Source organism: Pseudomonas sp. KK4 (assembly GCF_001984065.1).
In the GTDB taxonomy this organism is placed as follows: domain Bacteria; phylum Pseudomonadota; class Gammaproteobacteria; order Pseudomonadales; family Pseudomonadaceae; genus Aquipseudomonas.
The window spans coordinates 40,894-66,515 of sequence record NZ_LYVP01000016.1 but is presented as its reverse complement, the minus strand read 5'-3'; the positions used below and the strand labels follow the sequence as shown (position 1 = coordinate 66,515).

General features: G+C 61.7%; 21 protein-coding genes. 10 read left to right on the top strand and 11 right to left on the bottom strand.

The window, feature by feature from the left end; translation table 11 throughout:
* Window positions 1–61 precede the first annotated feature (61 nt).
* Together ispA and B0W55_RS08650 are read right to left on the bottom strand one after the other, a co-directional pair.
* Window positions 62–949, bottom strand: coding sequence for a (2E,6E)-farnesyl diphosphate synthase (ispA, locus tag B0W55_RS08655; protein WP_077045590.1), 888 nt, complete (start codon window positions 947–949; stop codon window positions 62–64).
* The gene (locus tag B0W55_RS08650) at window positions 946–1,188 is read right to left on the bottom strand and encodes an exodeoxyribonuclease VII small subunit (protein WP_007894317.1); all 243 of its coding nucleotides are present in this window, start codon (window positions 1,186–1,188) and stop codon (window positions 946–948) included. Before B0W55_RS08650 ends, ispA begins: the two co-directional genes overlap by 4 nt.
* Window positions 1,189–1,701: 513 nt before the next feature.
* On the opposite strand from B0W55_RS08650, the gene B0W55_RS08645 reads away from it, so the two are divergent.
* Genes B0W55_RS08645 through B0W55_RS08620 form a run of 6 tightly spaced genes read left to right on the top strand, consistent with a single transcriptional unit; the run spans window position 1,702 to window position 11,858 of the window.
* Window positions 1,702–2,490 carry a YfaP family protein gene (locus B0W55_RS08645; protein ID WP_077045589.1) on the top strand — a complete coding sequence of 263 codons (789 nt, stop codon included), beginning with the start codon at window positions 1,702–1,704 and terminating at the stop codon, window positions 2,488–2,490.
* Window positions 2,491–2,526: 36 nt separating this feature from the next.
* Complete coding sequence (locus B0W55_RS08640) at window positions 2,527–4,230, top strand: DUF2138 domain-containing protein (protein ID WP_077045607.1); 1,704 nt, start codon at window positions 2,527–2,529, stop codon at window positions 4,228–4,230.
* A complete protein-coding gene (locus tag B0W55_RS08635; RefSeq protein WP_077045588.1) occupies window positions 4,215–4,865 on the top strand; it encodes a DUF1175 domain-containing protein in 651 nt (216 codons plus the stop codon). Before B0W55_RS08640 ends, B0W55_RS08635 begins: the two co-directional genes overlap by 16 nt.
* Window positions 4,862–9,421 (top strand): alpha-2-macroglobulin, encoded by a 4,560-nt coding sequence (locus B0W55_RS08630; protein WP_077045587.1) that lies wholly within the window; start codon window positions 4,862–4,864, stop codon window positions 9,419–9,421. The genes B0W55_RS08635 and B0W55_RS08630 overlap by 4 nt, the downstream gene beginning before the upstream one ends.
* Before the next feature lies 1 nt (window position 9,422).
* Window positions 9,423–11,042 (top strand): DUF2300 domain-containing protein, encoded by a 1,620-nt coding sequence (locus B0W55_RS08625; RefSeq protein ID WP_077045586.1) that lies wholly within the window; start codon window positions 9,423–9,425, stop codon window positions 11,040–11,042.
* A 3-nt stretch (window positions 11,043–11,045) separates the two neighbouring features.
* Complete coding sequence (locus B0W55_RS08620; RefSeq protein ID WP_077045585.1) at window positions 11,046–11,858, top strand: YfaP family protein; 813 nt, start codon at window positions 11,046–11,048, stop codon at window positions 11,856–11,858.
* Window positions 11,859–12,302: 444 nt separating this feature from the next.
* On the opposite strand, the gene B0W55_RS08615 is transcribed toward B0W55_RS08620, so the two are convergent.
* The 8 genes from B0W55_RS08615 to B0W55_RS08580 form a co-directional block, all read right to left on the bottom strand.
* Window positions 12,303–13,049, bottom strand: a complete 747-nt coding sequence (locus tag B0W55_RS08615) for a S24 family peptidase (RefSeq protein WP_077045584.1) — start codon at window positions 13,047–13,049, stop codon at window positions 12,303–12,305.
* 226 nt (window positions 13,050–13,275) lie between these two features.
* On the bottom strand, window positions 13,276–13,803 hold the full coding sequence (gene ppa / locus B0W55_RS08610) for an inorganic diphosphatase (RefSeq protein ID WP_007933577.1): 528 nt from the start codon (window positions 13,801–13,803) through the stop codon (window positions 13,276–13,278).
* 113 nt (window positions 13,804–13,916) lie between these two features.
* A complete protein-coding gene (locus B0W55_RS08605) occupies window positions 13,917–14,729 on the bottom strand; it encodes a zinc-dependent peptidase (protein WP_077045583.1) in 813 nt (270 codons plus the stop codon).
* Window positions 14,730–14,735: 6 nt separating this feature from the next.
* On the bottom strand, window positions 14,736–15,392 hold the full coding sequence (locus B0W55_RS08600; protein WP_077045582.1) for a DedA family protein: 657 nt from the start codon (window positions 15,390–15,392) through the stop codon (window positions 14,736–14,738).
* Window positions 15,393–15,697: 305 nt separating this feature from the next.
* Entirely contained in the window at window positions 15,698–16,159 is a 462-nt protein-coding gene (locus B0W55_RS08595; protein WP_077045581.1) for an N-acetyltransferase, read from the bottom strand.
* Between the two features lie 114 nt (window positions 16,160–16,273).
* Complete coding sequence (eutC, locus tag B0W55_RS08590; RefSeq protein ID WP_077045580.1) at window positions 16,274–17,098, bottom strand: ethanolamine ammonia-lyase subunit EutC; 825 nt, start codon at window positions 17,096–17,098, stop codon at window positions 16,274–16,276.
* A gap of 8 nt (window positions 17,099–17,106) precedes the next feature.
* Window positions 17,107–18,501, bottom strand: a complete 1,395-nt coding sequence (locus tag B0W55_RS08585; protein ID WP_077045579.1) for an ethanolamine ammonia-lyase subunit EutB — start codon at window positions 18,499–18,501, stop codon at window positions 17,107–17,109.
* 225 nt (window positions 18,502–18,726) lie between these two features.
* Window positions 18,727–20,247, bottom strand: coding sequence for an aldehyde dehydrogenase family protein (locus B0W55_RS08580; protein WP_077045578.1), 1,521 nt, complete (start codon window positions 20,245–20,247; stop codon window positions 18,727–18,729).
* Window positions 20,248–20,564: 317 nt separating this feature from the next.
* Here B0W55_RS08580 and B0W55_RS08575 point away from each other — a divergent pair, with 317 nt between their 5' ends.
* From B0W55_RS08575 to B0W55_RS08560, 4 genes are all read left to right on the top strand, one after another.
* A complete protein-coding gene (locus B0W55_RS08575) occupies window positions 20,565–22,475 on the top strand; it encodes a sigma-54-dependent Fis family transcriptional regulator (protein ID WP_077045577.1) in 1,911 nt (636 codons plus the stop codon).
* A gap of 96 nt (window positions 22,476–22,571) precedes the next feature.
* Window positions 22,572–23,921 (top strand): UDP-N-acetylmuramate:L-alanyl-gamma-D-glutamyl-meso-diaminopimelate ligase, encoded by a 1,350-nt coding sequence (gene mpl, locus B0W55_RS08570; RefSeq protein WP_077045576.1) that lies wholly within the window; start codon window positions 22,572–22,574, stop codon window positions 23,919–23,921.
* A complete protein-coding gene (gene ubiX, locus B0W55_RS08565; protein WP_077045575.1) occupies window positions 23,918–24,550 on the top strand; it encodes a flavin prenyltransferase UbiX in 633 nt (210 codons plus the stop codon). The genes mpl and ubiX overlap by 4 nt, the downstream gene beginning before the upstream one ends.
* Window positions 24,543–24,827 (top strand): YceK/YidQ family lipoprotein, encoded by a 285-nt coding sequence (locus B0W55_RS08560; protein ID WP_077045574.1) that lies wholly within the window; start codon window positions 24,543–24,545, stop codon window positions 24,825–24,827. The genes ubiX and B0W55_RS08560 overlap by 8 nt, the downstream gene beginning before the upstream one ends.
* 131 nt (window positions 24,828–24,958) lie before the next feature.
* Here B0W55_RS08560 and B0W55_RS08555 read toward each other — a convergent pair whose 3' ends face one another.
* On the bottom strand, window positions 24,959–25,600 hold the full coding sequence (locus B0W55_RS08555; protein ID WP_077045573.1) for an oxidoreductase: 642 nt from the start codon (window positions 25,598–25,600) through the stop codon (window positions 24,959–24,961).
* Between the last annotated feature and the right edge of the window lie 22 nt (window positions 25,601–25,622).

Genomic DNA, 25,622 nt, shown 5'->3' with positions numbered 1-25,622 from the left:
GGCAGTTTACCTGATGCATCGGCCCCTGCCCACGCGTTGGTCTTTTTTGGCGGATACGCCGTCAGTTGCGCCGCTCGACGATATAGCGGGCCAGATCGCGCAAGGGTTCGGCAGCCGCGTCGAATGGTCGCAGCGCGTGCAGGGCCTGATCGCGCAGCTCCAGGGCGTAGGCCTTGGCGGCGTCGAGGCCGAGCAGGGCCGGGTAGGTCGGCTTGTCGCGGGCAATGTCGGCACCCTGGCGTTTGCCCAGGGTGGCGGTGTCGCTTTCCACGTCGAGAATGTCGTCCTGCACCTGGAACGCCAGGCCGATGGCCTGTGCATAAGTCTTCAGGGATTTGAGTTCGTCCTTCTCGGCACGGCCGCTGGCCAGGGCGCCGAGTTTGACGCTGACTTCGATCAGCGCCCCGGTCTTGTGCCGGTGCATGTATTCCAGCGCCTTCTGGTCGAGCTTGAGGCCGACCGAGCCGAGGTCGATGGCCTGGCCACCGACCATGCCCGCCGGGCCTGCGGCTTGCGCCAGGGCGCTGACCATTTGCAGGCGAATCTCGGCATCGGCGTTGCTCAGGCGCGGGTCGAGCAGGGCACTGAAGGCCAGGCTCTGCAAACCGTCGCCAGCGAGGATCGCGCAGGCTTCATCGAATTTCTTGTGGGTGGTTGGCTGGCCGCGACGCAGATCGTCGTCGTCCATGGCCGGCAGATCGTCGTGCACCAGCGAGTAGGCGTGGATCAGTTCCACCGCGCAGGCCGCGCCGTTGGCTTGTTCCGCCTGGCCGCCCAGCGCTTCGCACGCGGCATAGGCCAGCAGCGGGCGCACGCGCTTGCCGCCGTTCATCACGCTGTAGCGCATGGCTTCGTACAGGCGCTCCAGCTCAGGGCCGGGCGCTGTGAACAGGGTTTCCAGGGCCGCATTGACACGGGCCTGGCTGGTCGCCGAGTACGCTGCAATCATTCTGGTTGATCCGCGTCGAAGGGTTCCTCGGCCAATTCGCCATCACGTTCGAGCAGCACCTGAACCTTTTGTTCGGCCTGGGCCAGCGCTGCCTGGCAATCACGCGTCAGTCCGATGCCCTGCTCGAAAGCGGTCAGCGAGTCTTCCAGCGACAATTCACCGTTCTCCAGACGCTCGACCAGCGTTTGCAGGTCAGCGAGGGACTGTTCGAAATCCAGTGCAGCTTTTTTGCGGGCCATGGCGGCGATTTCCGGTTGACGTTAAACCGGCGCGACACTAGCAGATAGGGGGTTCATGGGCAAATGAGCGGGGCTTTTCGGTCAACGAAGTTCTAGCGCGAAAACATCCTCTGTGGCGAGGGAGCTTGCTCCCGCTGGGTCGCGAAGCGGCCCCAAGAACGGTTTCTTCGCACGCACCACATTCATGCATTATGCGCCTGCTTCGCAGCCGAACGGACGACGCGGTGATCCGGCGAGCTCTCTCGCCAATGGCGACCCTCGAATCGGCCGCTACGAGCTATTCGGCTCATGTCATGAGCCCAATACAATCGTTATTCGGCTCACGGTCCAGCCATTGGCGTGATAAACGTCGCACTGTAGGATCCGTCTGATTGTGAATCTTCGGTCGAATGACTAACCTTCGCGCCATCGAAAACCCGATCGTCACGGTTTTCAGACGAAACGCAGTGTCCACACCTGTAATGCGCCGAGGATCAGGCGCAAGGTTTCGTCATGCATCGCAGGAGGCGTCACATGCGTTCATTTCCTTTGCTGCTGCTCGGCCTGGTCTGCGCATATGCGCTGGCCGGGCCGAGTGCCGAGTTGTCGGAGCCGGTGGGCGGCTGGCGCTACAACGGTTTGCTCGACCGCACGGAAAATCCCCAGGTGGCCTATCCCACGCCGCCGATCGATCGCGGCGTGCAGCGCAATCGCACGATGATCGAAGGCCAGCTCAAGGCCATCGGTACGCAACGCGGACCCCACACCCTGGCGGTCAACGGCAATCCTTTGAATCTCTACACCGATGATCAAGGCCGGTTCGCCCGGCCCTATGCGTTCGGCGCCGGCTCCAACAGCGTCGAAGTGCGCAGCGCCGAAGGTCAGTCGCTCAAACGCGTGCAATTCTATGAAGCCAACAATCTGCGCACCCCGGCGCGGATTCGCGTGGTGCTGGGTTGGGATGACCCGAAAGCCGAGCTCGACCTGCACATCATCACCCCCGACGGCCAGCACGCGTTTTTCGCCAACACGGCGTTGACCAACGGCGGCGGCCTGGACCCGGACGGCGTCGATGGCCCCGGCCCGGAAATGTTCACCATGACCGCGCCGCTGCATGGCACCTATCTGGTTTACGTCAACTATTGGGGCAACTTCGGCAGCGGCGGCTATAACTTCGATGAGGCCAGCAACCAGAACGAGGTGATCACCTCGCAGATCAACCTGGTGCTCAACGAAAACACCGTCGACGAGAAACGCGAAACCTTCATCGTGCCTTTGCGCGCCATCGGCGACCTGCTGCTGGTCAAGACTTTCAACTATTGAGCATCCCGCACCACGGATGAATTGGGCTTTCTGAACATGAGCAACGACACGGCAGCCGAAACACCGAGCATAAAACCATCGCGCCGCTGGCCGGCCATAGTGGTCGGGCTGTGCCTGATCGCAGGCGTGGCCGCTGGCATGGGCTGGTTCATGCAAAAAAACAAAGCCCCGGCCCCGCAACTGGCGTCTGAAAAACTCGGCATGAGCCGCCCCGATGGCCTGCTCGAAACCCATTCCCTGAGCCAGTTGCCCAAGGACCTGCTGGCGGTGCCGTTCCTCAAGCAAACCCTGACCGAAGATTTCGTCTTCTATTACGAGACCCACGCCGATCGTCTCGGTTTGATCGGCAGTCTGCGGCGAATCATCTACGAGCACGACCTGAAGTTGCAGGACACCCTGATCGAACAACTGCTCGATCAGCCGGCGGATATTGCGCTGTGGCGCGGGGCGGATGGTCGGCTCAAGGATTTCCTGCTGGTGATGGATCGCGGTGGCCTGGCCAAGGTGCTGGAGCCGTTGGCGAAAGTGGCGCTGGATGATGCGCAACTGAGCAAAGTCGCCGAGGTGAAAGTCGGCACCGATGACGTGACGCTGTATCAGCTCACCTACAACGCCAGCAAGGCGCTGCTGTTCGCGTCCCATGGCGACAAACTGGTGGTGCTGTCCAATCCGACCAGGCTGTATGACCCACAGAGTGGGGCGGAACAGGCGTCGGGCAGCGTTTCCACCCAGGCGATTGCCGCGCTGCTCAACGGCGAAAAGCTGTTCCCCGAAGCCTTCGGCCTGCAACCCCGTGCGCCCGAGATCAAACAGCGGCTGTCGGTGAATGCCAGCGTATTGGCTATGGGTTACCAGCGTTTCATCCCGAACTTCGCCGGCCTGCGCTTCGACATGGACGACAAGGGCTGGCACAGCTTTCTGGCCATGGACGAACTGGACAACCAGCCGGACTTCGATTTCAAACCGGTCTGGCAAGCCATGCCCATGGGCGCCAGTGCCTGCGTGACCCTGCCACTGGCCGCCGAACAACAGCAGCCGTTGCTGATGAAACTCGGCGCCGAGGAGCACGCGGCAAAGGCGCTGACCGAACACATGGCCGGCGCGGCAGGCCTGTGCTGGTACGCCGATTCGCGGCTGTACACGCCGTTGCTGGTGGCCAGCCTCAAGGATGACGACAGCGCGAAACTCGACGGCGACCTGGGCAAATTGTTCGGCTCAATGGTCGGCGCTTATGAAGCCAACGTCGATGAGCATGCGTTCCCTGTGGTGGAAAAACAGGAAGGCCCGAGCCATCAATGGCAGCGCCAGGTCAGTTCCAACTTCGGCCCCTACAACGCCAAGGAGGCCGAAAACCCCGACGCCATCAGCGGCAAGGCCTTCATGCGCGTGAGCCTGGCGCGGCACGGCTCGACTCTGCTGTTTTCCCTCGACGACAAGCTGGTGGACAAGGCCCTCGGTACCCTCGACAAACGCTTCCCGCCGATGGCCGATGTGGTGCCCAAGGACCTGCTGATGCCGATCTATTTCGGCCCGGACGCCATGGCGCAACTGATGCAACAGGAAACCCTCGACAGCCTGCCGCCAGACATGGAGCCGGTGTTCTACAACGCCGCGCAAACCTACCTGATCCCGAAATTGCGCACCCTTGGCGGTTACGGCAAGTACGCCCTGACCCTGCCCGAAGGCAGCGAGCCGGACGGTCACTGGCAGTGGCTGCCCCTTGAATGGAAAGCCCTGTGAGCGCATTGATCCGCAGCCTCGGTTTGCTCGCCTTGCTGCTGAGCGCGAGCGCCCGAGCCGTCGAAGCGCCGGCGCTGGATGTGCAGCAATCCCAAGTGTTCCGCGCCTGGTTCGTGCGCATCGCCCAGGAGCAACTGAGCCAGGGCCCGAGCCCACGCTGGTATCAGCAGGATTGCGCCGGCCTGGTGCGCTTTGCCGCCAACGAAGCGCTGAAAGTCCATGACGACAAATGGCTGCGCAGCAATGGCCTGTCGAATCGCTACCTGCCGCCAGAGCTGCAACTGAGCGACGCCCAGCGCGGCCTTGCCCAACAATGGCAACAGGGCGGCGGCAAGGTCGGGCCCTACGTCAACGCGATCAAGCTGATCCAGTTCAACAGCCATCTGGTGGGCCGCGATGTGGCTCAGGCCAGACCCGGCGACCTGATGTTTTTCGATCAGGGCGATGACCAGCACCTGATGATCTGGATGGGCCGCTACATCGCCTATCACACCGGCACCACCACGCCCACCGACAACGGCATGCGTTCGGCAAGCCTGCAACAACTCATGACATGGAAGGACACCCGATGGATACCCGATGCCGCCAACCCCAACTTCATCGGCGTTTATCGACTGAATTTTCTCTCCCAATGATCGGTGCCCGCATGTTGCGTTTTCTGCCTCTGTTGTTGCTGCTGGTGCTGCCGTTTTCTGCAACCCGTGCCGAAGACACGGTCGAGCCCAGCGGCTATACGCCGGTGCCCGGCGAGAGTTTTTTCCTGCTGGCCGACAGCAGTTTTGCCAGCGATGAACAAGCCATGGTGCGCCTCGAGGCGCCCGGCCGCGACTACCGTCGATTCCGCATGGAGCCCTACGGCGGCGCGGACATTCGGGTGTATCGCATCGACAAGCCGCTGGATTTCCTCAAGCGCCAGAAGAACCTGCATCGGGTGGTCAGCGACGGTCAGTTCAAGGGCGAAGGGCTGTCCAACACCCTGGCGTATCTGTGGGACAACTGGTACCGCAAATCCCGGCGCGTGATGCAGCGGGCGTTTTCCTACGAGTCCCGTAAACAAGTCACCGAGCAAGTGCCTGAGCTGAAGATGGGCAATGCCATGGCCACGCCAACGCCCTACGACGCGCAGCCGCAATTCGCACTGATCCCGGGCTTGCCGGTGGTGAGTCAGTTCCGCTATCCGTTGTGGGAAGCCAAACCGATCCAGCCGCCGCCCGGGGTGAACCTGGACGGGTCTTCCAGCGAATTCGTCAGCGTCGCCCCGGGTAATGTCTACATCCCTTTGGGCAACCTGAAGCCAGGCCTGTACCTGGTGGAAGCGCTGATCGGCAAGTACCGCGCGACCACCATGGTCTTCGTTTCCAACACGGTGGCGGTGAGCAAGATTGCCGGCGATGAACTGCTGGTGTGGGCCGCACGCAAACACGAAGGCAGCTCGGTGCCGAAGGTCAACGTACTGTGGACCGATGGCCTGGGCGTGATGAGCAGCGGTGCCACCGATGCCGAGGGCTTGCTGCGTTTGAAACACGTCAGCCCCGAGCGTTCGTTCGTGATCGGCGAGGACGAAGAGGGCGGCGTGTTCGTCTCGGAAAACTTCTATTACGACAGCGAAATCTACGACACCAAACTCTACGCTTTCACCGACCGGCCGCTGTATCGGCCGGGGGATTGGGTGTCGCTGAAAATTGTCGGGCGCGAGTTCAAGAATGCCCGGGATTCGGTGCAGCCGACCGCCGCCGACGTCAACGTGACGGTGCTGGATGCGACGGGTACGGCGCTGCAAAGCCTGGACTTGAAGCTCGATTCAAAGGCCGGCACCCAGGGCCGTTTCCAGTTGCCGGAAAACGCCGTGGCCGGTGGTTATGAGCTGCGATTGAGCTACAAGGATCAGGCCTACAGCAGCGCCTTCCGGGTGGCCGAATACATCAAGCCGCACTTCGAGATTTCGCTGAACCTGGCCAAGCAGGACTACCGTACCGGCGAACCGGTCAAGGGCAATCTGGTGCTGCTGTACCCCGACGGTAAACCGGTGGCCAATGCCAAGCTCAGCCTGAGCCTGCGTGCCCAACAGCTGTCGATGGTCGACAACGAGCTGCAATACCTGGGGCAATTCCCGGTGGAGCTGACCAGCACCGAACTGACCACCGACGCCAAGGGCAACGCCACTCTCGACCTGCCCGCCGCCGAGAAACCGAGCCGCTACATGCTCACCGTGTTTGCAAGCGATGGCGCGGCGTATCGGGTCAAGACCACCAAGGAAATCCTCATCGATCGTGGCGCTGCCAACTTCCGTTTGAGCGCACCGCAACGCTTCAGCGCGGTGGGCGACAAGGTGGCATTCAGCTACAGCAATGAAGGCGAGCAAGCGGCAGCGGTCGCGCCGAGCAGCTACGGCTGGGTACGTCTGGAGGACCAGAGCACCGGCGAAGGCAAGCTGACGGCGACCGATAAAGGTTTCTCGTTGGCCTTCGAGCGCCCGGGCACTTACAACCTGACGCTTCGCGACGACCACGGCCGAACCCTCGGCGCCACCGGGCACTCGGTCACCGGCGACGGCGTCAAAGCGGTGCCCGGCACGGTGGAGATCGTCCTCGATAAACCCGAGTACAAGGCCGGCGAAGAAGCGCTGGCGCTGATCACGTTCCCCGAGCCGGTCAGCGATGCCTTGCTGTCGCTGGAACGCGACAAGGTCGAGGCCACCGCATTGCTGTCCAAGGGCAGCAACTGGTTGAAGCTGGAAAAACTCAGCGACACCCAATACCGCGCACGCATCCCGGTGAAGGACAGCTTCGCGCCGAACCTGACGTTCTCGGTGCTGTACACCAAGGGCGGCCAGTACAGCTTCCAGAATGCCGGGATCAAGGTGATCACGCCGCAGATCGACGTGGCGATTTCTACGGACAAAGAGACCTATCAGCCGGGCGAAACCGTCTCGGTGGACCTGACGACACAGTTCGCCGGCCAGCCAATCCCCGCGCACCTGACGGTCAGCGTGGTCGACGAAATGGTCTACGCGCTGCAACCGGAAGTGGCGCCGACCATCGACCAGTTTTTCTACCACCCACGGCGCAACAACGTGCGCACCAGTGCCAGCCTGTCGTTCATCAGCTACGACGTCGCCCTGCCGGGCAGCCCCGGCGCACCGGGCAAGGCCAACCGCAGCGAGCGCGGGGTGAAGGTCTTGGAGCGTCCGCGTCGCGAAGACGTCGACACTGCCGCGTGGCAACCTGAACTGTTGACCGACGCCAACGGCAAGATCCGCTTCACCTTCACGATGCCGGACTCCCTGACCCGCTGGCGCATCACCGCCCGGGCCATTGCCGATGACGGCCAGGTCGGGCAGAAGAAACAATTCCTGCGTTCGGAAAAGCCGCTGTATCTGAAGTGGAGTGGGCCGAGCACATTCCGTGCGGGGGATAAACCGGATCTCGGTGTGTTCGCTTTCAGTCAAGCGCAAGATCCGGTCAAGGCCGAACTGGTGACTCATAACGCGGGTGCCGAGCAGCGCATCCCCGTTACGCTCAACAGCGGCATCAACTACATCCCGCTGCCGGCATTTGCCCTGGCGACAGGGGATTGGACTGCTGAACTGGTGCAGGACGGTAAAACTGCCGATGCCCTGGCCGTGCGCCTGACGGCGACCGGTGAAGGCTGGCAGGTCACCCAAAGCCAGAGCCTGGATGTGGTCAGCGGTGATACGCCGCTGACCTTGCCGGCGGATGCGACCGGTATTCGCCTGCGTCTGGATGACAGTCCGCAGGCGCTGTTCCGTTCGGCGCTGGATGACCTGCTGAGCTACCCCTACGGCGGCGTCGAACAAACCGCCAGCCGCTTGCTGCCGCTGAGCATCGCCTACCCGACCCTGGCGTCGAACCCGCAGATCCGCGATCGCCTGCGCCTGATCATGCAGAACAGTCGCCTGCGCCTGGTGCAAATGGCCGGGCCATCGGCGAGCTTTACCTGGTGGGGCATGGACGGCGAGCCGGATGCGTTTCTCACCGCTTACGCCTATTACGCCGACTGGCACGCCAGCCAGGTGCTGGAGCTGAGCCTGCCGCCGGAGCATTGGCAGCGGGTGCTGGAGGTTTATGCCAAACAGGCGAAAAACACGCCATTGTTGCAGCGTGCCTTGATTCTGTCGTTCGCCAGGCAGATGCAATTGCCGGTCAATACCTTGCTCAGCGGCTTGATGGACGATCTGGCGAAAGCGGGCGAGGGCAATGCCGCGAATCTGATGGAGGATGGCGAAGACAGCATCGTCATGAGCGACCCGAATTCAGCGCTCGGTCTGGCGGCTGCCCGGGTGCTGACTGCATCGCTGGCGCGTCAGGCCAAGGTGAATGTGCCTGATGCATTCAATCGGCAACTGGCGGACGCGCAACAGCGTCTGACGGTCAGTTCCCAGCCGTTTGCCGAGGCGCTGAACCTGTCGTTGCAACCCTTCGATCAGGCCCGCGCTCAAGCACTGTTGCAGCGTCTGCTGCCACAGCAATCCACCCTGGAACGGGCACTGGCATTGACCTGGTTGCAACGCAGCATCGAGCAGGCTTCGCCCACCATCGCGCTGGCGCCGGGAGAAGGCTGGAAGAAACAATACGGTGATACCGGTGAGATGTATTGGACGTGGCAGGGCACTGCAGCGGTACCGCCCGTGTTGTCGTTGTCCGGCGTTCAGGAACGGCCGTTGCGTGCGCTGTTGAGTTTCCAGACCCGGCAACCGGCCGTTGATCCTATGGCGGTGACCATCACTCGACGCCTGTCGCGACTGGTGCCCGGTGACGAAGCGTTCACCTTCAAGCTCGAACCGGTCGGCACGACGCCGCTGTCCAGCGACAGCCTGTATCTGGACGAAGTGATCCTCACCAGCAAGGCTGCGAAACCGTTGCGTTACGGTCTGCTCGAAGTGCCATTGCCGCCGGGCGCGGATGTCGAGCGCACCACTTGGGGGATCAAGCTGATGGGCAAGGCCGGTACCGAACCGAGCGCGCTGGAAAAGGCCCGTTTCGAACCGGGGCAACTGGCCTATGCGGTGCCGGTGGATGCCTTGAGCGGCGAACTGCGCCTGCGGCATCTGGTGCGCTTCTCGCAGAAAGGCCAGTTCAACTTGCCGCCGGTGCGCTTCACGCAGGTGTATGCGCCGCAGCATCAGGCCCAGGAACAGAAACCGGCGCTCGGTCAGGTGACCGTCCACTGACATGTTCCGTTTTCTGGTGGGTTGGCTGCTGTGTTTGATTCCTGCGCTGGTACTGGCGCAGGACGAACCTTTGCATCTGGCGTTCAAGGGCGAGTTGCTGTCGTTGAACCGCACGCAACTACTGTCCCGCGAGCCATTGCCGGACACCTTGCAGGCACCGCTGGGCAGCGTGTGGAAGTTGTTTGTGTATGGCTGGCTGGTGGATACCGGGGCGCGTGAACCGGCTTATGAATGTCGCGGGCAGTCGAAAGAGGAAGTGTATTGCTGCACTGCGGGCGGCAGGGTCGAGCGCGATCAGGCGTTGGTGAAGTCTTGCGGGTTGTATTTCGAGCCGGCGCGGTTGGGCATTTCCGCCGGGGACTGGCGCGCTTATTGGCAAGCGCGGCAGGCGCCGCAGTGGTTGCTGGACTTGGCATCGCTGCAGCCTTCAACACGGGTTTCGGTGGTTGATCTGCTGCGCATGCTGGCGGCGCTGCCGGCGCAGGAACAGGCCCGGCGCGTGTTGCTCGATGTGATGCTGAATGCCGCCGACGGCAATGTCGTCGGCGAGCTCGGCAGCCGCTTGCGGGTGAAAACCTGGAGTTGGTTGGGGGATCGGGATGCGGCGTCGCGCCAGGGCGGTTTCGCCGGCTGGACTGCGGGCGGTACGCCAATCTGGGCCGGTGGTCGCGGGACCAGTCAACGGGTGTTGCGCGATTACGCGCAGGCCTTGGCGACGGTCGTGCCTGTGCAATGGCCAGATGAAACGGGACGCTGTGTCGAAGTCGGCCTGTTCTCCCGCTATCCGCTCAAACAGGTGCTTTCTGGTGATAGCGCCGTCTCTTCGGGGCCGTTGCGAGGTGATTATCGCGTCGAATTCGCCAACGGCAACCAACTGGATATTCACAGCGACGGCGAACTGTTTTTACTCAAGGACAAGCTGATCGCACGATTGGATCGCGAAGAATACGTGGCCCGTGTGCTGCAGCGTGAAGCCAGCCCCGACCCTGCCGAAGCCGCCAAAGCCCTAGCCGTGGCCATCCGCACTTATCTGCTGCAAAACGCCACGCGCAGCGGCGACTGCCTGAGCATCGACGACAGCAGCCAGCGCCAACGTGTCGCCCCACGCCCGGCCAGCGCCGAAGCCCGTAGTGTGGCGGCATGGACCAGCGACCTGGTGCTCGCGGGTACCACCGTCACCTATCACTCCGATCAACCCGGTCCGGACAAACTGTCCTGGCAGCAAGCCGTCGAACAAGCCAATGCCGGCCAACGTTACGACGCCATCCTGCTGCACGCTTACCCGCGAGCCAGCCTCAGCCGTTGGGACAACCCGATCGCGTCCTGCGAAGCGCTGCCCGCCGCTCAGGGCTGGCTGCAAAAGCAGCGGCGCGGCTGGCGTCCGCGTCTGGAAAGCGAAGCGGGTTACAACGAAGTCAGCACCTTCGCGGTCTGCCGACTGGCCTTTGGCCGACCCTATGTCGACCGCGAACGCCAACGCATCTACGTGCGCGGCGTGCTCACCCTGCAAGACCGTCTCGACCTGACCCACGAATACCTGCACCTGGCCTTTGAAGCACACCCCAACGGCCAGGATGAAACCTACATTGAAGGGCTCGCCCGCCACCTTTTGCTGGAATAGACCATGACACTTCGTTTTCCACAGGTCTTGCTGTTGCTCGGCGCTTTCGCAGCGTTATCCCCGGCGATGGCTGCAGACAGCATCAAACTGGACACTCCGGTGGGCGGCTGGCGCACTGGCGCGTCCGAAGGCGAGGGTGAAAACTTCCGCCAGACCGTCAACTACCCGGCTTCATCGGTCAACACCCCGGCCGGCCAGGCCAACACCGCGCGCATCAGCGGCCAGATCAAATCCACGCCCAAATCCACCGAGCCCGGCCGCCTGATCGTCAACGGCGTCAGCATGCCCCTGAAAATCGACCCCGCTGGCCGCTTCGACCGCCCGTTCTCCTTCCCCAACGGCAGCAACAGCGTCGAAGTGCGCAGCCCCGACGGCCAACAACGTCGCCGCACGCAATTGCTCAACGCCAGCGGCGGCGCAACCCCCGCCAAGTTACGCGTACTGCTGGCCTGGGACAGCGACGGCACCGACCTCGATCTGCACCTCATCACCCCCGACGGCGCCCACATCTGGTACGGCAACCGCATCGCCCCCAACGGCGCCGCACTCGACGTCGACGTCACCACCGGCTACGGCCCGGAAATCTTCGCCATGCCCGCGCCGATCAAGGGGCAGTATCTGGTGTATGTGAATTACTTTGGCGGTGGGTATCGCAGTGATGAAGACGGGCAGGACGAGGCGGTTCAACCGCTGACGACGGCGCAGGTCACGGTGATTACGGAGGAAGGCACGCCGAGCGAAAAGATGGAGACTTTTCTGGTGCCGATGCGGTCGGTGGGGGAGTTGACGTTGGTTAAGGGGTTTAGTTATCCGTGAGGCTGGAAGGCAGAGGCGTCACTGGATGCGGAGGTTGTGCAGGAGGTGCTTGCACAAATCACGGGCATTAAAAAGCCGGCTTGTGGCCGGCTTCTCGGGGACTGGCTTGGTTTATTTTTGGTAAACCTCGCCAGCCTTCAAAACGTACACCCGGATCTTGCGTCCGGCTGTGGGACTCGGCGAGAAAATCATCTGCCTTGTCGGTGCGATCCGAGCCTCTGAGAGGGTCGATGCGCAAATGTGGGGCGCAGCATACTGATTTTTGAGGGAAATTCCCAGTCTGAATGCTGGCTGGAGCAATGCCGAAGGCTGGCGAAGACTGCGTCCGGCTGCGAAGCAGTCGCAAAACCAGTCACTGCAGTGATTCATGTATACCGCGGATGCCGATTCACGACTGCGGCGCAGCCGGACGCAGGCTTCGCCAGCTGCTACAGAAAAGCCTATCTACAGAAACGGCACCTCCGGCCTGCGCTTGTTCAGTGTTGACCACCAGAACACCCAGCCGACAATCCTGATGTTCTGCTCTTCGATTTGTGCGGCCCGAAAAATCTCGTCCGGGTACTGCTCGCGGTTATGGCTGCGCAGTCGCAGCGCGTTGCCCGGCATTCGATGTACGTATTTGATGCGCAGCATGCCGTCATGTTCGATGGCGTAGATCTCGCCGTCCACGATTTGCGTCAGGCCGCGGTCGATGGCCAGGATCGAGCCGTCTTCTATGCGTTCGGCCATGCTGTTGCCGATCATGTAGGTGCAGATGGCATCCGAGTGGTTGATTTCCAGGGAGTCGAGGTGGGTGCGGGGCAGGCGAATGGTTTGGCCAGGGTCTTCGATGACGTGGGTTTTGCCTGAGTCGGGTGCAGTGGCGGTTTCTTTGTAGATGGGCAGGTCGATGTCGGTGGGTTCGATAACGGTATAGACGCCGCGAATGGCCTGGGCATCGAAGACGTTGCCGGATTCGTCGTGCAGACGCAGGTGTACGGCATCCTTGGGGCCTTCTCCTGTCTTGAGCCATTCACTGCTGACGGACAGCTTCCTGGCGACTTCTTCCATGTAGTGGGCAGGCACGCCGCGCTTGTACCAGTTATGGACATTTTGCGGCGCAGTATTCAGGAATTCGGCGAATCCAGTCGTGGTGATATTCGCTATTCCCAGGAGGGCTTTGAATCGTGGACCGCTAGTGTTCTTTTTCATGAACGCGAGTCTACTGGCGAGGCAAAGCCCTTTGAATAAACGCTTCGTTCAAATTTCGCGGGAAATTTACGACGGAATGTAAGACGCGTTTGAGGAATTTTAAACAAAAACCCACCCAATCGCGCCGTGTTAAACAAGGCGTTTAAATATGCCTTTCAACCGCCCACAAAAAACCCCGGATCAACCGGGGTCTCTTGAACGTGCAGCTTAAAGCGTGCAGCGGCTCTTACCCTTTATAGGCAGCAACCGATTTGGTGATCGCAGCACGGGCGGCATCTGCACCGTCCCAGCCTTCGATTTTCACCCATTTGCCTTTTTCGAGATCTTTGTAGTTCGCGAAGAAGTGCTCGATCTGCTGGATCAGCAGGGCTGGCAGATCGGTGTATTCCTTAACGTCGACGTACAGCTGCGACAGCTTGTCGTGGGGTACCGCGATCACTTTGGCATCGCCGCCGCCATCGTCGGTCATGTTCAGGATGCCGACTGGACGAGCGCGGATCACCGAACCTGGGGCAACCGGGTAAGGGGTCACGACCAGTACGTCCAGGGGATCGCCGTCGTCAGCCAGAGTGTTCGGGATGTAACCGTAGTTGGCCGGGTAGAACATTGGGGTGGCCATGAAACGGTCAACGAACAGGCAATCGCTGTCTTTGTCGATTTCGTATTTGATCGGCGCGTGGTTGGCCGGAATCTCGATCGCGACGTAGATGTCGTTCGGCAGGTCTTTGCCAGCCGGAATCTTGCTGTAGCTCATTGGGCGTTGCCCCCGTTAGTTGACCAAAAACACTTGGCCGGATTGACCAAAAAGTGGCGGCGATTATAGGCATATTCCTACGGCGACGCCACGTACCAGAAGTCGCGTAGACCTTAGTCGTGTGCCTGATAGACCGGGTCCGTGGCCTGAAGTTGCCTCAGCCGCGCCAACGGGTCCTGCCGGTAGAAAAGCTTCAGTTGGGCGTACACCTGTGGATAAGCCTCGTGCAGCAAATCCGGGGCGCTGAAGAAGTATTCGCTGGTGACGGCGAAGAACTCGGCGGGATTTTCCGCAGCGTAAGGATCGATGGCGGTTTCGGCGTCCGGATTGCGCTCCAGTTGCTGGTCGAGGTCATCGTAGGCCTCTTGCATGACCCTGGCCCAGTCGCTGACCCGCATGTCGGCGTGCAGTGGCGGCAGGCCGTTGGCGTTGCCGTTGAGCATGTCGAGTTTGTGCGCCAGTTCGTGGATCACCAGGTTGTAGCCGTCCCAGCCACCGCTGGCCATCACGCCCGGCCAGGCCAGGATGACCGGGCCCTGCTGCCAGGCTTCGCCGCTGTGTTCGCCGTCCCACTCGTGCTCGACGCCACTGGCGTCCCGATGGCGCTGAGGGCTGAGGAAGTCGTCGGGGTAGAGCACGATTTCGTGGAAGCCCTGATACCAGTTCAGGTCGCCCAAATGAAGCAACGGCAATTGCGCCTGGGCGGCGAGCAGCAGTCGTTGCTCCTGGTGCAGCTCGACACCCGGCAGGGCGGTCAGGTGTTTGTCTTGTAGAAACAGTACGCAGGCTTGGCGCAGCCACTGGTCTTCAGCGGCGCTGATGCCGTCGAGAAAGCTCAGGTGATGGCGCACCCGTTGCCACATGTCGTCGGCAATCGGGTGTTTAGCCAAGGTGCGCTGGCGTCGCCAGGCGCTGAGTGACCACATGCCGGATCAGCGGGTTTCGGCTTTGGAGTTCGAGTCGCCAAAGCGGCTGCGCACCACACCAATGATCATCGGAACCAGTGACAGCAGGATGATGCCGACCACCAGCAGCGACAGATTGGATTTGATGAACGGGACGTTGCCGAAGAAGTAGCCCAGTGTGACCAGGCCACCCACCCACAGGATGGTGCCTAGAACACTGAAACCGAAAAACCGCGGGTAAGGCATTTTTGCGACACCGGCGACGAACGGCGCGAAGGTGCGAATGATCGGCAGGAAGCGCGCCAGGGTCACGGTTTTGCCGCCGTGCTTGTCGTAGAAGTCGTGGGTTTGTTGCAGGTAGTCGCGACGGAAGATTTTCGAGTTCGGATTGCTGAACAATCGCTCGCCGGCCGTTCGTCCGATGACGTAGTTGGTGCTGTCGCCCAGAATTGCAGCAAGCATCAACAGCCCGCCCAGCAGCACCGGGTCCATGCCGCCGCCAGCGGCTACGGCGCCGGCGATGAACAGCAGCGAGTCGCCTGGCAGGAAGGGCATCACCACCAGACCGGTTTCACAGAAAATCACCAGAAACAGAATCGCGTAGATCCATGGCCCGTAGTTGTTGACCAGCATGTCGAGGTAAACATCGAGATGCAGGACGAGATCGAGCGGGTTGAAATCCATGGAAGGCACCTGTGATGACGGCCCTGTTCAGTGGGCCTGTGCGGATAACTGCGCGTAAGACTACAGACGGAGGTAGTTTTTCTTACAAGCCGGAAGGTCGGCATTATACGGTCGAGGACGTGAAAAGCGCGTCGAGATTGTAGCGGGGGATGTCGAGGACGCGATGAGTTGTCGGATGACAATTAATAACGAATGCCCTTGCAGGAGCGAGCTCGCGATGGTCGTTGACGATAACGAGGGAAGTCTGATGCCCCACGGCGTCCTTGTGAACATCGCGAGCGAGCTCGCTCCTACAGGGGGCTTGCCTACAACTCGTCGCTGATCGGCAATACGTAGTTCTTGAACTCGGTGTCTTCCTTGAATCCGATGGATTCGTAGGTTTTCTGCGCCACTTCGTTGTTGCTGCTGGTGGAAACGCGCATCCGCACGGCGTTGGTTTCCTTGGCCATTTTCTTCGCGGTGCGTATCAGGTGGTCGGCCACCAGTTGGCGGCGGGCGTCCTCGGCGACATAAATGTCATTGAGGATCCAGACGCGCTTGAGCGAAAGCGAAGAGAAGCTCGGATACAACTGGCAAAAGCCCATCAGTTTGCTGTTGTCGTCATCGGACAGGGCCAGGTAGATCACCGATTCCTTGCGACGCAGGCGTTTCTCGAGGAACGCCCGGGACGAGTCCGGATACGGCAGGGACCCATAAAACTCGCGATACTTGACGAACAACGGGGTCAGCAAATCCAGGTGTTCGAGGGTCGCTTGAATAATCCGCATGGTAGGTCTCGTCTTCAAGTGGCTGTCGTGCATGCTTGGACGGCGACGGGAAACCCTGAATGCCGTGCGTCGATCCTGCCTGAAACTGGAACGAAAGTGCAACGCACAAGCGTTTCAGGCCTCGGGCGGGCTCAGCAGGAAATTACCTTTCATGTCCGCACCCGAATCGTCCTCCAGCGTCTGCACTTGCGCTTCGTCCTTCAGGCTGACGCCCGACAGCCGCCGCCGACAGGCCTCGCGCATCAAATACAACAAGCGATGCGCCGCCATGCCATAACTCAGGCCTTCAAGGCGCACGTTGGAGATGCAGTTGCGGTAGGCATCCGTCAGGCCGACCTTGGGATTGTAGGTGAAGTACAGTCCCAGACTGTCTGGCGAGCTGAGACCCGGGCGCTCGCCGATCAGAATCACGGTCATTTTCGCGCCCAGCAATTCACCGATTTCATCAGCGACCGCGACGCGACCCTGTTCCACCAAAACCACCGGTGCCACGGTCCAGTTTTCAGCGCGAATGTGTTCTTCGAGCCGCGCCAGAAGGGGCAAGGTGTGCCGATGAACCGCCAAGGCTGACAAGCCATCGGCGACCACGATGACCAGATCGACCCCGCCCGGATGGGCCGCCGCATATTCGCGTAAAGCCTTGGCCGATGCATCACTCAACTTTCGCCCCAGATCGGGGCGTTGCAGGTAGCTGTTGCGGTCAATGGCCGCACTGTGCAGCAAAAGGCTTTCCCGTCCCCGTTCCGCCAGTTGCGCGCTCAGGGCGCCATGATCGAACGGCAAATGCACCGCATCCCGCGCCTGGGCGTGGGCATACTGAAAATCAAGCTGCGCCCGGGTCGGCATGCTGGTGCCGGTACGGCCCAGAGCGATACGCGCCGGGGTCAGGCGCCGCAACTCCAGCCAGGGGTTGTGCGGATCGAAGGGTATTTTTTCCATGTCTGGACTCATCCCAATTGCGCCAGGGCCTGGCGGAAGGCCGGTGGCAGGCTGTTGCCGAACAGAACCTTGCCGTCCGCCTGGGTGAAGATGCCCATTCTCGCCAGCCATTGCTCGAATTCCGGCGCGGGCTTGAGCCCGAGGGTCTGCCGGGCATAGAGCGCGTCGTGAAACGAGGTGGTCTGGTAGTTGAGCATGATGTCGTCGGAGCCGGGGATGCCCATGATGAAGTTGATCCCGGCCACACCCAGCAACGTCAGCAAGGTGTCCATGTCGTCCTGGTCGGCTTCGGCATGGTTGGTGTAGCAGATGTCGCAGCCCATCGGCACGCCCAGCAGTTTGCCGCAGAAGTGATCTTCGAGGCCGGCGCGGATGATTTGTTTGCCGTTGTAGAGGTATTCCGGGCCGATGAAGCCGACGACGGTGTTCACCAGGAACGGGTTGAAATGGCGTGCGACGGCGTAGGCTCGGGTTTCGCAGGTCTGTTGATCGACACCGTGGTGCGCATTGGCTGACAGGGCACTGCCCTGGCCGGTTTCGAAATACATCAGGTTTTGCCCGAGGGTGCCGCGATTGAGGCTCAGGCCCGCGTCATAGCCTTCTTTCAACACGTTCAGATTGATGCCGAAACTGGCGTTGGCCGCCTCGGTGCCGGCGATCGACTGGAACACCAGGTCCAGGGGCACGCCACGATTGGCCGCTTCGATCGAGGTGGTGACGTGGGTCAGCACGCAGGCCTGGGTCGGAATTTCGTAGCGCTGGATGATCGCGTCGAGCATTTCCAGCAGGGCGCAGATCGAGGCGATGCTGTCGGTGGCCGGGTTGATGCCGATCATGGCATCGCCGTTGCCGTGCAGCAGGCCGTCGAGAATGCTGGCGGCGATGCCGGCCGGCTCGTCTGTAGGATGATTCGGTTGCAGCCGTGTGGATAATCGTCCGCGCAGGCCCAGGGTGCCGCGGAACTGCGTGACCACGCGGATTTTCTGCGCCACCAGCACCAGATCCTGCACGCGCATGATCTTCGACACGGCGGCGACCATCTCCGGGGTCAGGCCCGGGGCGAGGGCGCGCAGGACATGCTCGTCGGCGGCATCGCTGAGCAGCCAGTCGCGAAAGCCGCCGACGGTGAGGTGGCTGACGATCGCGAAAGCTTGTTTGTCGTGGGTGTCGATGATCAGTCGGGTGACTTCATCGGCTTCATAGGGAATCAGCACTTCCTGCAGGAAATGGCTCAGGGGAATGTCGGCCAGGGCCATCTGCGCGGCGACGCGCTCACCATCGTTGAGCGCGGCGACACCCGCCAGAAAGTCTCCGGACCGTGCCGGACTGGCCTTGGCCATCACGTCCTTGAGGCTGTCGAAGCGATAGGTCTGGGCGCCGACGGAGTGGGCGAATACGGCCATGGGGCGGAGTCCTCTTGTTCTCTACGCATCTTGGTGATCGATGATATGCAAGGCTTGCGCCAGCAAAGTGGTGCGATTGAGCACGCCTTCGCGAGCAAGCCCGCTCCCACATGGGTTTTACGGCATGCCTGCAATGACAGACACCCCCAAACCCATGTGGGAGCGGGCTTGCTCGCGAAAGCGATTGAAAGGGCGACACAGCATCACCTGCATCGCCCCACACCCTTAGAAGAAGCCCAACGGATTGATGTCGTAGCTCACCAGCAGGTTTTTGGTCTGCTGATAGTGATCGAGCATCATCTTGTGGGTTTCACGACCTACACCAGACTTCTTGTAGCCACCGAACGCGGCGTGCGCCGGGTACAGGTGGTAGCAGTTGGTCCACACGCGACCGGCCTTGATGGCGCGGCCCATGCGATAGGCGCGGTTGATGTCGCGGGTCCAGAGGCCGGCGCCCAGGCCGAACTCGGTGTCGTTGGCAATGGCCAGCGCTTCGGCTTCGTCCTTGAAGGTGGTGATGCTCACCACCGGGCCAAAGATCTCTTCCTGGAACACGCGCATCTTGTTAGTGCCCTTGAGCAGGGTTGGCTGGATGTAATAACCGCTCGCCAGGTTGCCCTCGAGTTTTTCCACCTTGCCGCCGGTCAGCAGTTCGGCACCTTCACCCTTGGCGATTTCCAGATACGACAGGATCTTGTCGAATTGTTGCTCGGACGCCTGGGCGCCGACCATGGTGTCGGTGTCCAGCGGGTCGCCACGCTTGATCGACAGGACTTTCTTCATGACTTCTTTCATGAAGTCGTCGTAGATCGACTCCTGCACCAGGGCGCGGGACGGGCAGGTGCAGACTTCGCCCTGGTTGAAGAACGCCAGCACCAGGCCTTCGGCGGCTTTTTCGATGAAGCTTGGTTCAGCCTTCATGATGTCTTCGAAGAAGATGTTCGGCGATTTGCCACCCAGCTCCACGGTGGACGGGATGATGTTTTCCGCCGCGCATTTCATGATGTGCGAGCCGACCGGGGTCGAGCCGGTGAAGGCGATCTTGGCGATGCGCTTGCTGGTGGCCAGGGCTTCGCCGGCTTCTTTGCCGTAGCCCTGCACGATGTTCAGCACGCCCGGTGGCAGCAGGTCGCCAATCAGCTCGACCAGCACGGTGATGCCCAGCGGGGTCTGCTCGGCAGGCTTGAGTACTACGCAGTTGCCGGCAGCCAGGGCCGGGGCGAGTTTCCAGGCGGCCATCAGGATCGGGAAGTTCCACGGGATGATCTGCCCGACCACGCCCAGCGGTTCATGGATGTGATAGGCCACGGTGTTGCCGTCGATCTCGGCAGCGCTGCCTTCCTGGGCGCGGATGCAACCGGCGAAGTAGCGGAAGTGGTCGGCGGCCAGCGGGATGTCGGCGTTGAGGGTTTCGCGAACGGCTTTGCCGTTGTCCCAGGATTCGGTGATCGCCAGGGTTTCCAGATTCTGTTCGATGCGATCGGCGATTTTCAGCAGGATCAGCGAACGGGCCTGGGCGGAGGTGGCGCCCCACGCATCGGCAGCGGCGTGGGCAGCGTCCAGGGCCTTGTCGATGTCTTCGGCCGTGGAGCGGGGGAATTCGGCGATGGGTTGGCCATTCACTGGCGAGGTATTGGTGAAGTACTGACCTTTGACAGGCGCGACGAACTCGCCGCCGATGTAGTTACCGTATTTGCTCTTGAACGAAACGATAGCGCCTTCAGTACCGGGGTGAGCGTAACGCATGGTGATTTCTCCTTGGCTTTTTGTGCTTATAAGGGAGAGCGCATGTGCGCCTGCCTTAAGCGTAGAGCAAAGGCCGGGCCACTGCCTTGCAGGTCAGGCAAATCAAGGCTTTGCGTTGTTTTTGTCGGACCGGTGGAGAGCGCGCGTGACGCTATCGATACACTGCCCGTGACACTTTGTACCGTTTATGGCACAGCCTGTGACGGGCCGGTCTTGCCAGCATTGCAATGACGGCCGGCCTGGAGGATGCTCGGGCAATCCGCACCGTTGATGTCGCCAGCAGGAACGTGGAAACCTTTCGGGGAGAACAATAAGAAATGCACGACAACCACTTGAGTCGCCATGCCCAACAGGTTCTGACCGTGACCCAGGGCAAAGCCCATTTGCACGGGCCTGGCACTGATCCGTCCATCGCCCGGTCGTGGCTGCGGTGCCTGGAGGACTATCACCTCGATCCTGCCCTGACCATGGCGCCAACGGTGCTGGAGCATGGCCGCGTCCTCGAAAGTCGCGAGCGCCTGCAGCAGGTGTTGCACATTGCTGGCAATGAAATGACCAGCCTGCATCAGCAGCTTTGCGGCGCGGGCCATGCGGTGCTGCTGACCGATGCTCGTGGCGTGATCCTCAACTGTGTGACGGCCCCCACCGAGCGCAAGATTTTTGAGCGGGCAGGGCTCTGGCTCGGCGCCGACTGGAGCGAGGCCTGCGAGGGCACCAATGGCATTGGCACCTGCCTGGTGGAGCGCCAGGCGCTGACCATTCATCGAGACGAGCATTTTCGCGGCCGCCACACCGGCCTGACCTGCTCGGCAAGCCCGGTGTTCGACCCGCATGGTGAACTGCTGGCAGTGCTCGACGTGTCCTCGGCGCGGCCCGATGTGTCGCGCCAGAGCCAGTTCCACACTATGGCCTTGGTCAATCTTTCGGCGAAAATGATCGAGAGCAGCTATTTCCTGCGCAACTTCGCCAACCAGTGGTTGCTGCGATTTCATCTGCAGGCCGAATCTGTCGGCCTGTTCAGCGAAGGGCTGCTGGCGTTCGACGGGGAGGGGCACATCTGCGCGGTCAATCAAAGTGCACTGAACCTGCTGGGGCAGGGCCGTGGCGGTTTGATGGGGCAACCGGTGGAGGCATTTTTCGACTGCACACTCGATGAAATGCTCGGCCGTGCCAGCCCTGATGCCAGCGCCGGTTGGCCGTTGCGTACCCGTGACGGGCGGCGGCTGTTTGCCGTTTTGCGCGGGCAGGCCCCGCGCACACCGATGCCACGGGTACCGGCCCCTGTCATTGAGGACCGTGCGCAACTGCCCGGGATCTGCCTGGGTGACGCCGCGTTACAGACGGATTTTCGCAAGGCCCTGCGGGTGTACGAACGAGACGCGCCATTGCTGATCCACGGCGAAACCGGTTCGGGCAAGGAGGCATTCGCCAAAGCGGTGCACCACGCCAGTCAGCGCGCCGACAAGGCCTTCGTCGCCCTCAATTGCGCGGCCATCCCCGAAAGCCTGATCGAAAGTGAACTGTTCGGCTATCGCGGCGGCAGTTTCACCGGGGCGCGCAAGGAAGGCATGCGCGGCAAGTTGCAGCAGGCCGATGGCGGGACCTTGTTCCTCGATGAAATCGGCGACATGCCCCTGGCATTGCAGACCCGGCTATTGAGGGTGCTCGAAGACCGTCAGGTGGTGCCCATCGGTGGCGAGCCACAGATGATCAACGTGCGGATCATCAGCGCCACTCACCGTGATCTGCTGGCTCGGGTCCAGGAGGGCAGCTTCCGCGAAGACTTGTATTACCGGCTCAATGGCCTGGAAGTCGCGCTGCCGGCGTTGCGCGAGCGCGGTGATAAATCGCAGCTGCTCGACTTTTTGCTGGCCGAAGAAGCGCGAGGGGAAACGGTACTGATCGATGAGCCGGCACGCCAGGCCCTGCTGGCCTTTGCCTGGCCGGGCAACGTGCGGCAGTTGCGTAATGTGCTGCGCACGCTGGCCGCGTTGTGCGATGGCGGGCGAGTCGGTCTGGAGGATTTGCCGGTGATGATCCGCCAGTCCCGGCCATTGGCGGTACACCCCATTGAAGCGTCGGAACGTCCGCTGGCGGATGCCGAGCGGCTGGCGCTACTCAATGCGCTGGAGCATACGCGCTGGCACATGACCCATACCGCCGAACAGCTTGGTGTGAGTCGCAATACCCTCTACCGCAAACTGCGCAAGCACGGTATCGCCCGCTGACGGCCCCCTCGCCACAGTGGTCGGGGCAGCCGCAGCTAAAGAGTGCGAATTTCCCCTCCCTAAGCTAACCTGCGGCCATGTTTTACGAGGTCGACTATGCACATTCATATTCTTGGTATCTGCGGCACTTTCATGGGTTCGATGGCGGTTCTGGCCAAAGAGCTGGGCCATCACGTGACCGGCTCCGATGCCAACGTCTACCCGCCGATGAGCACTCAGCTGGAGGCTCAGGGCATTGAGTTGACCCAGGGCTACGACCCGGCGCAGCTTGATCCGGCGCCGGACCTGGTGGTGATCGGCAATGCCATGTCCCGCGGCAACCCGGCGGTGGAATATGTGCTCAACAAAGGCCTGCCTTACGTTTCCGGCCCGCAATGGCTGGCCGAGCACGTCCTGCGAGGGCGCTGGGTGCTGGCGGTTGCCGGCACCCACGGCAAGACCACCACCAGCAGCATGCTTGCCTGGGTGCTGGAGCACGCGGGCATGAGCCCGGGCTTCCTGATTGGCGGTGTACCGCAGAACTTCTCGGTGTCGGCGCGTTTGGGCGGCACACCGTTTTTCGTGATCGAAGCCGATGAATACGACAGCGCCTTTTTCGATAAACGTTCCAAGTTCGTCCACTACGGTCCGCGCACCGCGATCCTGAATAACCTGGAATACGATCACGCCGACATCTTCCCCGATCTGCCAGCCATCGAACGGCAATTCCACCATTTGGTGCGGACCATCCCGAGCGAAGGCCTGGTGATTCATCCGACCACCGAGCCTGCATTGCAGCGGGTCATCGAAATGGGTTGCTGGACCCCGGTGCAAACCACCGGTGCCGGTGGTCAGTGGCAGGTCAAGTTGCTCAGCGAAGACGGTTCGGCCTTCGAAGTGATGTTCGAAGGGGTTTCCCAGGGTGTGGTCGAATGGGACATGACCGGCCAGCACAACGTCGCCAATGCCTTGGCCACGTTGGCTGCAGCGCGCCACGTCGGTGTGGTGCCGTCCATGGGCATCGCCGCGTTGAGCGCGTTCAAAAGCGTGAAGCGGCGGATGGAAAAAGTCGCCGAAGTGCGCGGCATCACCATCTATGACGACTTCGCCCACCATCCGACCGCCATCGCCACCACCCTCGACGGCCTGCGCAAGCGCATTGGCGATGCGCCGCTGATCGCGATCATCGAGCCGCGCTCCAACTCGATGAAGCTTGGGGCGCACCGCGACGGCTTGCCGGAAAGCGTGGTTGATGCCGATCAGGTGATCTGGTACGCCCCGGCCAACCTCGGCTGGGACCTGGGGGCGACGGCGGCGCTGTGCACCGTGCCGTCGATTGTCAGCGATTCGCTGGAAGGCATCATCGAACGGGTGAAAAGCCAGGCGCAATCGGGCACGCACGTGGTGATCATGAGCAACGGCGGCTTCGGCGGCCTGCACGGCAAACTCGCCGAGGCGCTCAAATGAATAACGGCCCGGACCGCGTCACGCTGGCGATGACCGGCGCTTCCGGCGCCCAGTACGGCTTGCGCCTGCTCGATTGCCTGGTGCGCGACGACCGCGAAGTGCATTTCCTGATTTCCAAGGCCGCGCAACTGGTGATGGCCACCGAAACCGACGTCACGCTGCCGGCCAAGCCGCAGATGATGCAGGCGTTCCTCACCGAATACACCGGCGCTGCTGCCGGGCAGATTCGGGTATATGGCAAGGAAGACTGGATGTCGCCGGTGGCCTCGGGCTCCGGCGCGCCAGCGGCGATGGTGGTGGTGCCGTGTTCAACTGGCACTTTGTCCGCCATTGCCACCGGCGCCTGCAATAACCTGATCGAGCGTGCCGCCGACGTAACCTTGAAGGAGCGCCGTCAGCTGATTCTGGTGCCCCGGGAAGCGCCGTATTCAAGCATCCATCTGGAGCACATGCTCAAGTTGTCGAACATGGGGGTGACGATCCTGCCGGCATCGCCGGGCTTCTACCACCAGCCGCAAACCATCGATGACCTGATCGATTTCGTGGTGGCGCGCATTCTCAATCTGCTGAACATTCCTCAGGACATGCTGCCGCGTTGGGGCGAAAACCATCTGTCCAGCGATGAATAAGCTGCTGATCGTGTTGCTGGCGGTGCAACTGGCGGGCTGTGCCACCGCGCGCACGCTGGATGCGGCCAAGCCAGGGGCACCGGTGGTGTACGCCGGGACGCGGCTGGATGTGTATGCGATGAATGGCGGTTGTTGCGCGATGGACCGTTTTGGCGCCGAAGCACCGAGTTATCCGGGGGTGGATCTGCCGGCCAGTGCATTGCTTGATACGTTGCTGCTGCCGTTGTCGGTGTTGACGGTGATTGGGGTGAGTTTTCAGGCGACGGGCGGGTTGTAGCTTAAGGCGGGAATGTGTGGCGCGTCCTTCGCGAGCAAGCCCGCTCCCACATTTGACCGGGGCGCTTGAGAGAGCGCGGTCCAATGTGGGAGCGGGCTTGCTCGCGAAGGCGTCCGCCAGGGCACCGCAGCTTATTTGCCCAACTTCCTCAATTCATCCGACTCGACAATCCTCACCCCATCCTGCTCCTCCAGCGCCAAACGCCACATCGCGCGGGCCAGTTGGCAAGCTTCGATGCCGTGGTACTTGCCGGGAATCAGCCGAGACAATGGCCCGGCAACCTTCTCGCCCAGACGTGGTTCGGTGCGTTCGCCCAGCAGCAGCGAAGGGCGACAGATGGTCAGCTGCGGCCAATCCTGGGCGCGCAAGGCGTGCTCCATCTCGCCTTTGACCTTGTTATAAAAAATTGAAGACCGGCGATCGGCCCCCAGGGCACTGATCACGATCAGGTGCCGCGCGCCCATCTCCCGGGCGCGTTTGCCGAACGCCACGACCATGTCCAGGTCCACCGCGCGAAACGCTTCTTCCGAGCCGGCCTGTTTGATGGTGGTGCCCAGGCAGCAATAGGCGATGTCGACCCGGCCGCTCAGTTGCGGCAGGAACATTGCCGGGTCGCCCACCGGGTTTTCCAGGTGCGGATGCTTGGCCAGCGGCCGGCGTGAAGGTGCCAGAACCCGCGATATCGTTGGCTCATTGAGCAAGCGGTCGAGCAGGTGCTCACCGGTCAGGCCTGTGGCTCCGGCAAGCAGTACGTGCTGAGGCGTCAAGTACATAGTGTTTCTCCCTTGATACTGT